Origin of the sequence: Methanobrevibacter sp. (genome assembly GCF_050872065.1) — an archaeon.
In the GTDB taxonomy this organism is placed as follows: domain Archaea; phylum Methanobacteriota; class Methanobacteria; order Methanobacteriales; family Methanobacteriaceae; genus Methanocatella.
Genome location: NZ_JBNMGD010000032.1, coordinates 1 through 16,532, shown reverse-complemented (window position 1 = coordinate 16,532; position 16,532 = coordinate 1). Strand labels below are relative to the sequence as shown.

The following is a 16,532-nucleotide window of genomic DNA, read 5'->3' as shown; positions in this document are numbered from 1 at the left end:
TTTAATAAATAATTATTTTAAATTCTTAATTTATATATTTATACAATTATTAAAGGAGATTAAATTATGAAATTAGATAAAAAAAAATTAGAGGAAAAAATTAGAAAATACAGAGATTCTAAAAGTTGCTCTGAATCAACATTAATGGGCCTTTGTGAAACTGCTGAATATCCCATAAGTGAAGCAGAAATGTGTAAAATAGCTTGTGGATTTGCAGGAGGAATAGGTGGAACATTTGATGAAGGAACATGTGGTGCTGTAACTGGTGCCTTAATTGCAAATGGATTAATTTTAGACAACCCTGATAAGATTAAAGAAAATGCAAAAGAGATTTTTAATTCATTTAAAGATGAATATGGAAGCGTGTGCTGTGGTACAATAACAGATAACGGGAAAGATAAATCCCCATGTGTTGATTGTTGCGTATTCATTGCAAATAAAGTTGCAGATTTATGGGATGAATAATCTCAACTTTTTAATAATTTTAAACTAAACAAACATTTTAAAAGTTCTTATTTTAAATTAAAACATGAAAACTCAACAATACAACCAATAGAATAACATTTAAAACTGTAAATATTGCCAAATATTTCATTTTAAATCCATCATACTCACGAACAATAATTTTATAAGAAATAATATTTGCCATAGATGCAACGAGAGTTCCAAAGCCACCAATATTAATTCCAACAATAATTGCTTCATAATTAGTACTAAAACCACTAAGAAGAATTGCTGCTGGAACATTAGAAATTACCTGAGATGCAATCACACCACCTAAAACTTCATTTCCCACAATCCATTTTGTAAATAATAAATTGAAAAAAGAGATATTTTCCAAATTACCAATTAAAATGAACAATGCAATGAATGTTAAAAGTAAATAATAATCAACACCAAATAAAATCCTCTTAAAGAAATTTTTCCTTACAACTTCAGCTTTATCCATTTTGAGTAAAGTAATGTTGTCCTTTGGAACCAACAATAACAATACTACTAAAAATACTACAGATACAATGATATACGGCAATAATAATGATAAAAATGATGCAAATGGAATATTAAAAATAGTATACATCACAATATTGTGAGGAGCCCCAATAGGAAGAATCATACATCCAACATTGGCAGCAATAGTCTGTAAACTAACAGTCCATATTATCAAATCAGCACGATTAACCTTTTTTAATGCCAACATAGAAAATGGTACAAATATAATTAATGAAACATCATTTGTAATAAATATAGAACTAAAAAAACAAATAAAAACCAGTATAAAAACAAGCCCACGAGTATTTCCAACTTTAGTCAATAACTTACGAACCAATATTTCAAAAACAGACAAGTTCTTAAGAATCTCTACAATAACCATTATTATAAAAAGTAAGATTATTGTGTTCCAATTAATATAATTTAAGTAATCAATACTTGGTTTAACAAAAAAACAAGATACAATAGCTAATATTAAAGATATAGAAAATACAATTTCCTTTTTAAAAAAAATAAAACTCTTATCTACAATATTAACCATAATATGCCCACTATTACTCTGCATCCTCATCTAAAGTTTCCAAAAGAAAACTTACAGGCCTAAAACCATCATTACAGGATATCATTGCGGATTTTTTATTTTTCATCCAACCATCATAAAAATCACTAGCACCACAAGATAATGCCAATACGAAAGGTGAAAGACTTTCCCACGCACTGTCACAGAAATTATCTGGTTTTAACCATCCGTTTGCAATAAATACTTGACCCTCTTCTACATCACATTCATGCTCCAGTGGGTTTTCATATTTCTCGATTAAATCATTATGCCTGACTTTTCTCATGACCGTAATTCTTACTTTTTTCATAATATCCTCAAATCCTATTTACTACCATTAATGATATTCACATTTACAAAAATCTTTTAAATTTTTTTTAAAAAATAATACTATTAAACTTATCAGAATTAAATTTCAAGTCAAACTAACTATTACTCACAGCTATTAATTAAAATAAAGAATTTCTTATGGAAAATAAAAAAGAATATACTTAAAAATAATAAAAAGGAGGAATTAACCTCTTGTTACGATGCTAATAATATCTCCATCTTTTAACTCATAATCACTAGCTACACGCATGTTTTTTCTTGCATCAACAGCATGCATGAATTTATCACCAATATCAGTGTGTACAATATAAGCTAATTCACGAGGAGTTGCACCATTTGGAACTAAAAACCCATCTGGCAAAACATTACCTTTTTGATCTGTGTATTTATGTTCATCTTGAACAGGATAAACAACAATCCTATCAAGTAATTCAAAAATACCATAATTTAATGCATCTTGAACACCAGTACTTCCATATTTATCTAAAATATTAGTTTGAATATATTCTAATGCTTTAAGTTGATTCGGATTTAGTTTATCAGATTCTAAAATTTCAAAATGATCATCACCTGAAATATATGAAATCAAACCTGCTTCTGATGCTTTTACAAGTGCAATTTCAGATTCTGCTGAAGTTGGAATTACATATGGATATTTTTCCTTTATTCTTTCAATGTTAGCAGCTGAAGTTGGTAAATCTGCTTTATTTGCAATAACCATCATTGGCTTAGCTATTTTTAAGATATTTCTTGTCAACTCAATTAAATCTTCTTCTTCCCATTTGTTGTAATCTGGTTCAACATTCCTTTTAGCTTCAATAATATCTTCAATAGTTATTCCAGTACCAGATAATTGATCAAATAATACTTTTGAAATATCTAAATGTTCAGCACCAACTTTTCTTATAAGTCTTACCCAATTTTTTGATAAAATTCCATACATCCACATTACAATTTCTTCTTCTAAAAACTGGATATCTTCTAATGGATCATGGCTTCCCGGATCAACCGGATTTCCTTCAATATCAGTTGAACCTGAAGCATCAATAACATGAATAAAAACTTTAGCTTGCATTAAATCATCTAAAAATTTGTTACCTAATCCTTTTCCTTCATGTGCTCCCGGAACGAGACCAGCAACATCTATTAATTCAATTGGAAGCAATCTTTTTCCATCAATACAAATTGAATTATGAGGATTACAAGTAACTTCTAACTCTTTACATGGACAATCCTTAATTACATGAGCAACAGCTTTATTCGCATCAATTGTTGTGAATGGATAATTTGCCATTTCTACAGCAGATGCTGTTGCTGAATTAAAAAAAGAGGATTTTCCTACATTCGGTTTTCCACAAACTGCAATTTGAAGCATAATAATCACTTAATAATCTATAACAGTTTAATGTATGTTTTTAAAATTATAAATAGTTTCAGAATGCATATATTATCTTAATGAAAAATGATGATATTGACCAACCTCCAGCTATGAAAATTCGTCAAGGAATTCAAGATGCTATGACATATTCACTTCCAGACAAGAAGTTTGAAGTTAGTAAAATCGATTTAGTCGAGATAGACATTAAACTAGACAATCTAGGATGGAATTTTCATAACTTTAGAATTTTAAATCTAACAGACATTCATTTAGGCCAATGGATTAATCCAGAATACTTAAATGAACTTATAGATTACGTCAATACTTTGAATGTTGATTTGATTACATTAACTGGAGACTATTTCTCATACATAACAAAAGGCTATGAAAAATCATTAACCGATTCCTTTAAAAAATTAAAATCAAGATACGGAAAATTTGGAGTTTTAGGAAATCATGACCACTGGATGGATGCCTCAGAAGTAAGAAACATATTCAAAGCATCCAATGTCATAGATTTAAGCAATGACGTTCATATTCTTGAAAAAGAAGGAGAATTCTTAAATATTTGCGGTGTTGACAGTTGTACTGTTTGTGCAGATAATCTCGATGAGGTTTTAGTTAAAATGAAAAAAAATACTCCAAGTATTTTATTAGTCCATGAGCCAGATTTTGCAGAAGAATCATCAAAGACAAATAAATTTGATTTGCAAATTTCAGGTCATTCACATGGTGGGCAATTCATAATTCCAAAATTTGAAACAACCCCTTTTAGAGGACCGAACTCAAGAAAATATCCTGTTGGCCTTTATAAAGTTGGAAACATGATGCAATATACAAGTAAAGGACTTGGAACAAACTCATTCCGTATGAGAATAAACTGTAAACCTGAAATTACAATAATAACATTAAAAACAAATAAAAAACAAAAAATTGATATAAAATGAACCTCAATAACATCACAACTTCAATTAAAAATACAAGTAATATTATTTTACTAATTCTAGTCAATGCACTTGTTTTAATATTAATATCCAAAATAGATAGTGATTTTTCAATAGGTCTATGGTACTATGCATTTTTAGTAATTATTTCAACAACAATAGTTAATGCATTGCTATGGCCAATTTTTAAGCGATTTTTCATGAAGTTTATGATACAAACTTTAGGCATTGGTACTATTTTTATTAATGCAATAATATTTTATATTGCTTGTTACTTTATTCCAAATGTTGAAGTTGGATTTTATGCATCAATAAAGATTCCTATCATCCTGTCAATAGTAACAACAGTTGTGACAAACCTAACAAACACCAATTATTACAATAAACATCTTAAAAATATCGTTAAACATGCTATTAATAAAAAATCTGATTCAAAAAGTTATCCTGGGATAATAATGCTTGAAATTGATGGTTTATCAATAAATATCTTGAAAAAAGCAATTGACGATGGTTTAATGCCAACTGTTAAAGAATTGATTGATTCAAACACCCATACTCTAAAAGAATGGGAAACAGACTTGTCTTCCCAAACAGGAGCAAGTCAAGCCGGAATATTGCATGGAAACAATGAGAACATTGTAGCCTACAGATGGGTTAACAAAGAAAATAATAATCAGATAATCGTATCCGGAAAATTAAGTCATGCTCCGTTAATAGAAGAAAAGATAACTAACGGAAAAGGATTACTTATTGATGGAATAAGTGTCAGTAATATGTTTTCAGGCGATAGTAAAAATGCACCACTAACTTCCTCAAAATTAGGAACCATCAGAAAAATTAACAATAAGAGCCTAAATACAGTATTTTTAGATAGTTATAACTACCAAAGAATATTTACATTATTTTTATGGGATATGCTGATTGAATTAAAATCACAAATAAAACATTTCATAAAAAATATCCACCCAAGACTTAAAAGAAGTATAGTTTATACTGCTGTAAGAGCAGGTGCTAATGTAATACTTAGAGAAGTTACAACAGATATTTTGACCAGTGAAATATTAAAAGGTGAAATTGACACTGCATATGCAACATTCATGGGGTATGATGAAGTAGCCCACCATTCTGGAACCCAAGATGAAGATGTGTGGCCAGTATTAAAACAAATTGACAATCAATTTAAAAAACTAACAAATGCTATAGACATGAGCGATAGGAAATATGAACTTGTTATTTTATCAGACCATGGTCAAAGCAATGGAGCGACATTTAAACAAAAATATGGAATAACACTTGGAAATTATGTTAGAAAATTCCTTCCAGATAATTTAAAAGTTTATAGAAATGAATATAATATTGATCACTTTAGAAATGCAATTATTTCCGAAAATAAACAATTAAAGATTATTAAAAAGAAAATAGGGGACTTCTATGAGGACATATTTGATGAAAATACCCATATTCAAAATATTATAGAAGAATTTGAAAATAAAAAACCTAACATTATCTTTAAAAATGAACAATACTTAAAATTAAGACAAAAATATTCTAATAGCCTTGAATACATCACAGGTCATAAAAGTATTGAACAAAGTACAAAAAAAGCTAAAAATTCCGAATTAATCGTTTTAGGATCCGGAAATCTTGGATTAATATATCTAACTGGTTGGAAACAACGCTTAACTTATGAAGAAATAGTAATGTTATTCCCTGAATTAATACCTGGACTTGTAAAACATCCCGGAATTGGATTTATTTTAGTTGATTCGATGATAAACGGTGGAATGGTTATAGGAGAAAATGGAATTTATTATTTAGATAGTAATAAGATAGTTGGTGAAAATCCATTATCAAATTATGGAAAAAACGCTGCAAAACATCTAAAAAGAGAAAACTCATTTAATAACATGCCAGACATAATGGTAAATGGTTACTATGATGAAGAACATGATGAAGTAAATGCATTTGAAGAATTGATTGGAAGCCATGGAGGTCTTGGAGGAGATCAGACCAGACCATTTATATTATATCCATCACAATGGGATGATCCCGGAGAGTTAATTGGAGCATCTTCAATTTATAAATTCCTAAAAAATAAGATAGAAGAATTAGATTCTGAAAAATAAAAATATTATTATAGAATATCTAAATGACTTTTGCAACTAAAAAGTAACTATTAATAGTAATTTTAAATAAATAAGAAAACATGCCTACTGGAAAAATTTTTATTATTGGGATTGGCCCTGGTGCCTCTGAATACTTAACTAAAAAAGCCATTGACACCGTGAAAACAAGTGATTATACTGTTGGAAGCACAAGGGCAATTGAGTTATTCGATAATATTCAAAATAAAATTTCTTTTAACGTGAAGAATCTTTTAGATAAACTAAAAGAAGGTGTCCAACTCGCTTGCGATGGAAACACAGTATCAATATTATCAACTGGAGATCCTGGTTTTTCAGGCGTTCTGAATACAGTTTTAAAAATTTCAAAAGAAAAAGGATTACCTAAAAAAGATATTGAAGTTATTCCAGGAATCAGCTCCTTACAACTTGCAGCTGCAAAATGCCATATTCAATGGGACAACGCTAATATAATGACATTCCATGGCAGGGAAAACATAGAGGATATCCTACCAGTCATCAATAATGGAAAAGCAACAATAGCTCTTCCTTCAAGAAAAGTAAAAGACATGGCTCAATTTTTACTTGACAATGGCATTGATGAAAACAGAAGAGTTGTAGTTTGTGAAAGATTAAGTTATACAGATGAAAATATTGTTGAAGCTACTTTAAAAGATATTGCTCAAAGTGAATTTACATACATGTGCATTATGATTATCTATTAAGATAATTTATGCTTAAAATTCATTTTAAAAGTTATTTACTATTTATTTTAAAAATCAAAGATTATATACTTCATATATCAAACTTTAATCGTCGATTTGACAAAAATTGACATTAAGGTAGATATCATGAATGCGAAAATAAACACCACATGTTTCATTTTATTATTTCTTTTTTTAATTACTGCAGTATCAGCAGCAGATACAAAAAATGAAACTATTATAAAACAAGCACAATCTGATTCAACTCAGAAATTATCTAAATTAAGTGTTAACAAGGAAACTGTTAAAAAAGATAAAGTTACAATAACTGCTCCTAACTTAAAAATGTACTATAAAGATGGAAGTAGATTTAAAACAACGATAACAAACAAGAACAAGAAACCCATATCAAATGCAAAAGTAGAATTTACCGTTAAAAATAAGGTTTACACTAAAAAAACTGATAGCAAAGGTAATGCATACCTTACAATTAATTTAGCAAGTGGAAATTATCCAATAACAACAAAATTTGTGGAAACTAGCAAATATGCATCAATCTCTAAAAAGAGCACGATTATGATTAAAAGTACAATAAAATCCAATGACCTTAAAAAATATTATAAAAATACCTCACCATACACCTCCACATTTTATAGTAAAAAAGGAAGTGTATTGAAAAACACAGTTGTAAAATTTAAATTGAATAATAAATATTATTCCGTCAAGACAGACACCAAAGGCATTGGAAAATTATCTATTAATTTAAAACCTGGAAAATACACCATATCAATCATAAATCCAAAGACCTCTGAAACCGTTAGCAAAACCATAACCATAAATAGTTTAATTGCAACTAACGACCTGACCATAACCAATCGAAATGATGGTAATTTTAATGTAAAAGTATTCAATAGCAATGGTAAGGTCTATCCGAATCAAAGAGTTATATTTAAGCTCAATGGAAAAACTTATTCAAAAACAACTAATAAAAATGGAATTGCAACATTAAACATTAATTTAGAGGTTGGAAAGCACACAATAACAACCGAATATGCAGGATTAAAAAATACCAATAAAATCACCATAAATAAAATCATAAAAACAAGCCAATATGTTCATACCACATTAATTCCAGACTATGTTAATGTTACCACCAATTTAGTGAATAACAACACAATTTACTGCATTAAATCTGGAGTTAATGGAATCATAAAAATGCCCAAAAGTGAGATATTTAACATCCAAATTAACGATAAAATCTACACATTCACAACAACATCCAATAAAAGTACAAATTCTATACAACTTAAATATAATTACTACTATCTTGTACCTTTTGATGGAAGTGACGTAAAAATTGATAAAAATCGGGCAAAATTAACATCAGGAGGAATAGTAATTTCTAAAGTTAATGATTACACCCAAATCGATTATCAAAGTGAAACTAAGGACAATACTGCCTTGTTCGGATTTTATGCAAGTAAAAGCCAAGGACAAAGTGAAACATTAACTTACATGGAAAATGATAAGATAACTGCAAAAGTTAACTTTCAGACATTGAGCTTTGATGATTCCGGATTAAAATACAGTTTATCTACATTATATGGAAAAAACATTTCCAACTTCAATTATGAAGATTACAAAGCAGAATCAATTAGATTCACAAATACAAATACCCCCACTACATTTAACGATATTAAAAATTCCATTGTAGGAGATGTATCAGACGAATGCATCATTACTAAATTCAAAGTCAATGAAAAAGAAGTAATTGAAAAAAAAGAAAGCATAAGTTACGGACTTAATAAAAATTACAGAACTGCCATGGGTTTCGAGGTTCTGCAATCATACACAATAATCAACGAAAAAATAACTCAAAAAATCTTGGAAAATTGGGTTTCACTAAATCCAAATTATTTAAGTAGATTTGGAGTGATGAACGTTTATGGTATGCACTTGGCATCTCTTGAAGTGGCTTGGCTTGCAGACACAATTGCTGATGACAACTCTAGAAAACTAAATGTAAACTGGAAAAGAAGCAATACTTTGACAATATTAGGAGGAATAAACCTAAAAGACACCTATTTAAACATTTTAAATTCTGATATGGGTATGGAAACAACTGGCAAATCTAATGATACTATTCTATTTAACCTATTAAATTCTATTAATTTACCTAATATAGAAGAATATGCATTATTAAAAGTTGCAGATAGATACCTAGATAAAAGTTCAAACTCCTTGACAAATGTACTATCATCAATTTTAAAAAATAACTTCAGTATTACTCAATTAGGAGATATAGTTTACATATTCTCAGAAGCAAATTTAAAATCTGCAATCATATTAAACACCAGCAGTGGAGTTTCTAGTGTAATTATAGCTCAGGACTCTGTTTATAAAGGATCATCACTTAAAACAACAAAAGACTGTTGTGGTGTTGGAATAATGCCAAAAGATATAATAAAAGGTATTTGGGAGACCATATCCAATTTAGGAAACATAATTCAAAAAAATTCACTTCCATTATCCCAAATATTATATTCCGGCATAAGTATAGTATATCCCATATTAAAAGGATCAATACCAAATTATATGAAATTATTTACAACAATGGCGATTATACAAAGTGCTGGTGCAAAATTCAAAGACGAAATAGTTGAGAAAAAAGATTGGTATGAAATCATGGATAAAGTCGCATTTACAAGACCAGGATACTTACAATCCAAAAAAGTCTACAACATTCCCAATAAAAACGGAGGATATGATTTTATTGAAGTAAAGATCAATAAAGATATGACATTAGACAGAAATAACGCAATTTATATTAGCGATGGAAAAACAAAAAATTTAACCAAATCTGAAACATATGAGTATTTTAGTGATGAATACTGGAGTCCATTTGCCATGCCTCAAAAATACTGGGATGAAAGTTGGAACAGGTGATAAAAATTAAAAGGGAAAATAAACTTATATTATTGGTAATTACAATATTGAGCGTAATATTAGCTATAACTATAATATACCCTAAATATGCTGATTATTGGCAATTAATATTTTTAACTTGCTTTGTATGCACTGGTTGGCGAGAATCAGCTAGTGGAAAGCGACCAATTGATACAATGCCCCTTGTAGTGAAAATTATATATTTATTATCCATTATCGCCATAATTTGTGAATTTATACTCATAAATTCTTATTTCTACTCACTATCTTTATTTACATTCTCGCTTTGCCTACAAGAAATATTATATGATGATAGTTAAAAGTTAAAATAATTATTATTTTAACTTATTTAATTTTTTAAAGCTGAATAGCATCTTGAACAACTTCATCGTTGTCTTCATCATCATACAATATATGTGCTAATTTTAATAGCTTTTCCTGACCTTTAACTTCATCTTTGAATAATGGTACTTCAGCAATGTGCTGATTTGGGAATTTTTGGTCAATTAAAGCCAGGCGTTTTTGCTGTAGTTTATGCCTTGAATGACAGAAATCACAATCACAAATATCTGGCATTACTTGATTTACAATAACACTATCAACAGTAATGTCATATTTGCCAAGAGCTTCTAATGCTCTTTCAGATTCATAAATAGACATTTCTTCTGGAATTACAACCATCTTAAAAGTAGTTCTATCAGGATCAGATAAAACCTTTTTTGCCATGTTAATTTGTTCTTTGGTTCTTTTTAAATCTTCAGAAGTTTTAGGATCATCAACAGCATCCATAAATGGCATGATTTTCTTTAAAGAATTAGTTACTCCACTTAATTTTGCTTTAAGCATCATCATTTTACCTACCCAGGAATCCATGACTTCAGGGAATGATAACAATCTTAAAGTATGTCCTGTCGGTGCAGTATCAAATACTACAACATCAAATTCATCAGAATTCATTACACCCATGAACATTTCAAATGCGGCTGCTTCATCAGCACCAGGGGAAGAAGATGCCATATCTAACTGGTCAGATAAAAAGTCCATCCCCAACATACTATCTTCAGATGGATTTGCTGCTTTTTGAGCTTCTAATTGTGCTTGTTTTTGAGCCATTGCTTCATCAGGGTCAATTTCAACCGCAAACAAATTAGTTTTAATTTCACGAGGATAACTTCCAATTGGTACTTCTAATGAATCTGCCAATGAATGAGCAGGATCAGTTGATACAATTAATGTTTTTTTACCTTGTTCTGATAGCCATAATGCAGTAGCAGAAGAAACAGAAGTTTTTCCAACTCCTCCTTTACCACCAACAAAAATAAATGTAGTTTTGTCTTTATTAAATTTAAAATAATCTTTAAATGCCAAGTAACTTACCTCCTTAATAAACTTACTTTTAGTAACTTAATGTTATTTAATTTATTATAATATATAAAGTTTGGCTAAAAAATCCGTGAAATTTTAAAAGTTATAGAAATAAAATGAAGTTTTTACTTCTTAATGAAAATACTTAGAAAAATAATTTTTGAATCCTCACCATATTTTTAATACAAAACTCCCTATAATATATAAATTAATAATTACATATTATTTAATGTATAAATGATAAAGTTGGTGAGAATATTAGTGAAATTCCAAAACTAAACTGTGAAAAAACAAAAGATAACCTTGTTGAATTTATTAAATCAAAAGTGTCTGAAACTAAAAGCAAAGGCATTGTAATTGGTTTAAGCGGAGGAATTGATTCAACACTTGCAGCATATCTTGCATGTGAAGCAATCGGGAAAGAAAATGTATTTGGAATATCTCTGCCATCCACCACCACACCAACAGAAGATAAAATTCATAGCATTGAAGTAGCTCAAAGATTAGGAATCAAATATAAAGAAATAGCTATTGACAGTGTTTTAAATGAATATTTATCTGTAACTCAATTAGACAATGATAATTTAGCAATAGGTAATTTAAAGGCTAGAATCAGAATGTCTATCATTTATTATTATGCTAATCATAAAAATTGTCTCGTTTGTGGAACAGGCAATAAAAGTGAAATCTTAATCGGTTACTTTACAAAACATGGGGATGGCGCATGTGACATTGAACCGATTGGAGATTTATACAAAACAGATGTATTTAAATTAAGTGAATTCATGAACGTCCAAAAGGAAATTATCGAAAAGCCTCCTCGTGCAGGACTATGGGATAATCAAACCGATGAAAAAGAAATTGGAATGAGCTATGATTTACTTGATCAGATTCTTTATTTATACGCTGAGAAAGATATGAAAAATACTGAAATTGCTGAAAAATTAAATATTTCAGTAGATGACATTGATATGATTATTAATAAAATAACCAGGAATGAACATAAAAGCAAAGTTCCTGAAAGCCCTAAAAAAATAATATTATAATGGTGATTTAGTGAGCGAAAACATTGAAAAGAAATGGCAGAAAAAATGGGCAGATGCAAAAATATTTGAATCAAACCCAGACGAAAGAGAAAAATTATATCTTACCGTTGCTTTTCCATACCCTAGTGGAGCAATGCATATAGGTCATGGACGTACTTACACAGTACCTGATGTTTATGCAAGATTTAAAAGAATGGAAGGATATAATGTATTATTCCCAATGGCATGGCACGTAACCGGTGCACCAGTTATTGGAATAGCAGACAGAATTAAAAGAAAAGACCCATGGACCCTCGATTTATACAACAAAGTGCATGGAGTCCCTAAAGAAACTTTACCAAAATTAGAAGACCCAGAATATATTGTTAAATACTTCTCAACTGAATATCATGAAGTAATGGAAGAAATGGGTTATTCAATTGACTGGAGAAGAGAATTTAGAACAATAGATCCAACTTACAAGAAATTCATTGAATGGCAAATTACCAAATTACATGAAAAAGGATTGATTGCAAAAGGGGAACACCCTGTAAAATACTGTCCTAACTGTGACAATCCAGTTGGAGACCACGATTTACTTGAAGGTGAAGGAGTAGGAGTTAATGAATTAACTTTACTTAAATTCCCAATTGAAGACAAACTTCTTGTAACTGCAACATTAAGACCTGAAACCATCGTTGGAGCAACTAACATATGGTTAAACCCTGATGTTGAATATGTTTTAGTTAACGTTAATGGTGAAAAGTGGATTATCACTAAAGAAGCTCACTACAATTTAAAAAATCAAATTAAAAACTTAGACATCATATCTGAAATTGACCCTAACGATTTAATTGGACAGATGGCTAAAAACCCATTTACCAACGAAGAGTTACCTATTTTCCCAGCTAGTTTTGTAAGTGCATCATACGGAAGTGGAGTCGTATTTTCTGAACCTGCAGATGCGCCTGCAGATTACATAGCACTCAAAGATTTAAAAAATAATGCTGAATTAATAGCTAAATATAACTTAGAAGGCATTATTGAAAATGTTCACCCAATTCCAGTATGTACTCTTAAAGGATACGGAGAAATCCCAGCTAAAGACATTATTGAAAAGCTTGGAATTACTGATCAAAACGATGAAAGATTACATGAAGCTACTAACGAAATGTACAAAGCTCAACACAGTAAAGGTAGAATTATCGAATCCATACCTGATTTTGGAGGCATGAAAGTACGTTTTGCTCGTGAAGAACTAAAAGAAAAATTAATCAATGACAATAGGGCTACAATCATGTATGACTTTGCTGAAAGACCAGTAGTCTGTAGATGTGGTAACAATTGTGTTGTCAAAATCATGGATAACCAATGGTTCATGAAATATGGTAATGAAGAATGGACTGAAAAAACCTTAAAAGTTCTTGATGGCGAAACTGTTATTCCAAAAGAGATTAAAAATAATTTCGAATATTACTTGAACTGGTTAGATGACTGGGCATGCTCTAGAAAAGTAGGACTTGGAACCAGACTTCCTTGGGATAATCAATGGTTGATCGAACCTTTAACTGATTCTACCCTATATATGTCTTATTATACCATTGCAAAATACTTAAAAGACATGAACCCTGATGACTTGAACTTCGCTTTCTTTGATAAAGTCCTATTAAACGAAGATTCTGGAGAAATCACTGTACCTGAGGAAAAAGTTAAAGAAATTCAAAATGAATTTAACTATTGGTACCCACTTGACTGGAGATTGTCTGCAAAAGACCTTGTAGGTAACCACTTAAGCTTTTTAATGTTCCACCACAGTGCTATTTATCCAGAAGACAAATGGCCAAGAGGAACTGTAGTCTTTGGTATGGGTCTTTTAGAAGGAAATAAGATGTCTTCATCAAAAGGAAATGTAATATTGCTTAAAGATGCTATCCGTGATTACAGTGCTGATGTTGTAAGACTTTTCTTAATGGCATCTGCTGAACCATGGCAAGACTTTGACTGGAGAGAAAAAGAAGTTCTCGGAACAAAAAGAAGACTTGAATGGTTTAAAGAATTTGCTGCAAAAGTTGAAGAAATCAAAGGTTCACCATTAGATTTAAGTAACATTGAAGAAGTTGAACTAACAAGGACTATTGATTTATGGATAATTAGTCAACTTAACCAACATATTAAAAATGCAACAGAAGCATTAGAAGTCTTCCAAACAAGACAAGCACTACAAGATTCTTTATTCTTACTTAAAAAAGATGTGGATCACTACTTATACAGAGTAAAACACATCATTGATGCTCAAGACTCAGGAGTAATCTATGTTTTATCAACAGTTCTTGAAGCTTGGATTAGACTCCTTGCACCATTTACACCACATACCTCAGAAGAATTATGGGCAACCTATGGAGGAGTTGGATTTGTAAGTGAAGCTAAATGGCCTGAATACAATGAAGAGCTCGTAAGTGTTGAAATTGAAAAATCAGAAGACTTAGTAGAAAACATCATTAAAGATATTGCACACATCAAACAGATGGTTGGAGAAAACATTGAAAAAGTCCACATTTACCTTGCATCTGAGTGGAAATGGGAATTATACAAAATAGCCGATGAAGTTGGAAAACCAGACATCGGACAAATTATGGGCAGAGCTATTGGAGCTAAAATCCACGATGATAAAAAAGAAATAGCAATGGTAGCTAAAAAAATCGGTAAAGAGATAACTAAAACAAAATATATTGGTAAAATCAACGAAGCAGAAATTTTAGCTGATGCTATTGATTATATCAAAGAAGAATGTGGAAACGAAGTTATCATTCATACTGATGATTCTTACGACCCACAAAACAAGGCTAAAAATGCAATGCCTTATAAACCTGCAATATTTATGGAATAAATTATTATTCCAACCTTTTTCTTTTTTTAAAAATTTTCTTGTTTTTACATCCTACTTTTTAAATTAGAGTAAATCTACTATTTTCATCCATAATAAAAAACATTGTTTTTAACATGGGAAACTTCAGTTCTGTTATCATCCAATGTACTTTCTATGAGCTATTTTTACATTGCTTTGGTTTACCATTGCGTATTGCATTGTTGTATCAATTTGAACATGGCCAAGAAGTCTTTGTACTTGTTCTATTGGCATTCCTTTGTCAATAGCATTGGTTGCCATTGTTCTTCTGAATTTATGAGGATGAATTTTTTTAATATTTGCCTCATGGCCTAACTCTCGTATTCTACGTTCTATTCCGTTAATTCCTAGTCGATTATATGGTTTTTTAAATGATACAAATAATGCAGGATTATCATCATTTCTAGATTCCAAATATTTTAACAGATGAATTTTTGTTTTTGCATCAAAGTAAACAATACGTTCAGAGTCACCCTTACCTAATACTACGCATTCTCTTTCATTAAATAGTACATCATCAATATTTAAGTTTACAAGTTCACCTACACGTATACCAGTTGAAGCTAAAAGTTCAATCATTGCCAAATCTCTAATATTAGTACAGGAATCTCTTAAAATTTCAAAATTCTCATCACTAATAACTTCTTTAACAACTTTTTTGGTTTTGATTTTGCGAATTCTTCTAACCGGATTCTTTAAAATGTAATCTTCATCTTCAAGCCAACTGAAAAAGCTTGATAATACTCTTCTGACATTATCAATAGTGCTTTTAGACGCATTATTCTTATTTTTATAATCTGCAAGATATTTTCTCAAATCATCAGTAGTAATATCTTCAATTTTAAGTCCAACTTCATCAAGCATTTTAAAAATAGTTGTACGATAATAAATAATAGTACGTTCAGAACAACCCTCAACTCTTTTAGCAGAAAGAAAATTATCCAACAAATCATGATTTGCATTAACATCCAAAGTTGAAGAATTTGAAACCTTTTCCGAGATATTATATTCATTCAAAACTGAAATTAAAACGTTTTCTAATTTAACAGACTGATTTTCATCTAAATACGGCTCTATTTTATTTTTTATTAAATTAATTACTTTAGTCCTCATAAGAAATAATTTAATTATTCATTAATAATTATATTAAATTTAAAAAGCAATGGCATATTATTAAACATTTGCTGGAGAAGACCTTTTTTAAAGTTTTCAAAATTTTCTTTTTGAATTTGGATTAAATTAATCTTTTTATCCGCATATAAT

Annotated in this window: 12 protein-coding genes; 7 read left to right on the top strand and 5 right to left on the bottom strand. The window is 29.8% G+C overall.

Translation table 11 applies throughout. The features are described from left to right. Nucleotides 1-66 precede the first annotated feature (66 nt). Nucleotides 67-465, top strand: coding sequence for a C-GCAxxG-C-C family protein (locus tag ACR0P1_RS05650; RefSeq protein ID WP_432645436.1), 399 nt, complete (start codon nucleotides 67-69; stop codon nucleotides 463-465). Nucleotides 466-517: 52 nt separating this feature from the next. Here ACR0P1_RS05650 and ACR0P1_RS05645 read toward each other — a convergent pair whose 3' ends face one another. The 3 genes from ACR0P1_RS05645 to ACR0P1_RS05635 all read right to left on the bottom strand — a co-directional run bounded on the left by ACR0P1_RS05645 (nucleotide 518) and on the right by ACR0P1_RS05635 (nucleotide 3,254). Then, nucleotides 518-1,531 (bottom strand): SLC13 family permease, encoded by a 1,014-nt coding sequence (locus tag ACR0P1_RS05645; RefSeq protein ID WP_432645435.1) that lies wholly within the window; start codon nucleotides 1,529-1,531, stop codon nucleotides 518-520. Nucleotides 1,532-1,544: 13 nt separating this feature from the next. After that, nucleotides 1,545-1,859 carry a TIGR04076 family protein gene (locus ACR0P1_RS05640; RefSeq protein ID WP_432645434.1) on the bottom strand — a complete coding sequence of 105 codons (315 nt, stop codon included), beginning with the start codon at nucleotides 1,857-1,859 and terminating at the stop codon, nucleotides 1,545-1,547. Between the two features lie 204 nt (nucleotides 1,860-2,063). Next, the gene (locus tag ACR0P1_RS05635; protein WP_432645433.1) at nucleotides 2,064-3,254 is read right to left on the bottom strand and encodes a redox-regulated ATPase YchF; all 1,191 of its coding nucleotides are present in this window, start codon (nucleotides 3,252-3,254) and stop codon (nucleotides 2,064-2,066) included. 80 nt (nucleotides 3,255-3,334) lie between these two features. Here ACR0P1_RS05635 and ACR0P1_RS05630 point away from each other — a divergent pair, with 80 nt between their 5' ends. From ACR0P1_RS05630 to ACR0P1_RS05615, 4 genes are all read left to right on the top strand, one after another. Next, nucleotides 3,335-4,204 carry a metallophosphoesterase gene (locus ACR0P1_RS05630; RefSeq protein ID WP_432645432.1) on the top strand — a complete coding sequence of 290 codons (870 nt, stop codon included), beginning with the start codon at nucleotides 3,335-3,337 and terminating at the stop codon, nucleotides 4,202-4,204. Continuing rightward, nucleotides 4,201-6,327, top strand: coding sequence for a phage holin family protein (locus ACR0P1_RS05625; RefSeq protein WP_432645431.1), 2,127 nt, complete (start codon nucleotides 4,201-4,203; stop codon nucleotides 6,325-6,327). Before ACR0P1_RS05630 ends, ACR0P1_RS05625 begins: the two co-directional genes overlap by 4 nt. A gap of 80 nt (nucleotides 6,328-6,407) precedes the next feature. Further along, nucleotides 6,408-7,049 (top strand): cobalt-precorrin-7 (C(5))-methyltransferase, encoded by a 642-nt coding sequence (locus ACR0P1_RS05620; RefSeq protein ID WP_432645430.1) that lies wholly within the window; start codon nucleotides 6,408-6,410, stop codon nucleotides 7,047-7,049. Nucleotides 7,050-7,175: 126 nt separating this feature from the next. Continuing rightward, nucleotides 7,176-9,974 (top strand): MSCRAMM family protein, encoded by a 2,799-nt coding sequence (locus ACR0P1_RS05615; protein ID WP_432645429.1) that lies wholly within the window; start codon nucleotides 7,176-7,178, stop codon nucleotides 9,972-9,974. Nucleotides 9,975-10,331: 357 nt separating this feature from the next. On the opposite strand, the gene ACR0P1_RS05610 is transcribed toward ACR0P1_RS05615, so the two are convergent. Next, entirely contained in the window at nucleotides 10,332-11,342 is a 1,011-nt protein-coding gene (locus tag ACR0P1_RS05610; RefSeq protein WP_432645428.1) for an ArsA family ATPase, read from the bottom strand. Nucleotides 11,343-11,596: 254 nt separating this feature from the next. On the opposite strand from ACR0P1_RS05610, the gene ACR0P1_RS05605 reads away from it, so the two are divergent. After that, a complete protein-coding gene (locus tag ACR0P1_RS05605) occupies nucleotides 11,597-12,385 on the top strand; it encodes an NAD+ synthase (protein WP_432645437.1) in 789 nt (262 codons plus the stop codon). Nucleotides 12,386-12,395: 10 nt separating this feature from the next. Then, nucleotides 12,396-15,251 (top strand): leucine--tRNA ligase, encoded by a 2,856-nt coding sequence (gene leuS, locus ACR0P1_RS05600; RefSeq protein WP_432645427.1) that lies wholly within the window; start codon nucleotides 12,396-12,398, stop codon nucleotides 15,249-15,251. Nucleotides 15,252-15,386: 135 nt separating this feature from the next. Here the strand turns inward: leuS and xerA are convergent, their stop codons facing one another. Continuing rightward, nucleotides 15,387-16,382: a site-specific tyrosine recombinase/integron integrase gene (gene xerA, locus ACR0P1_RS05595; RefSeq protein WP_432645426.1), complete on the bottom strand. Its 996-nt coding sequence runs from the start codon at nucleotides 16,380-16,382 to the stop codon at nucleotides 15,387-15,389. Nucleotides 16,383-16,532: the final 150 nt, after the last annotated feature.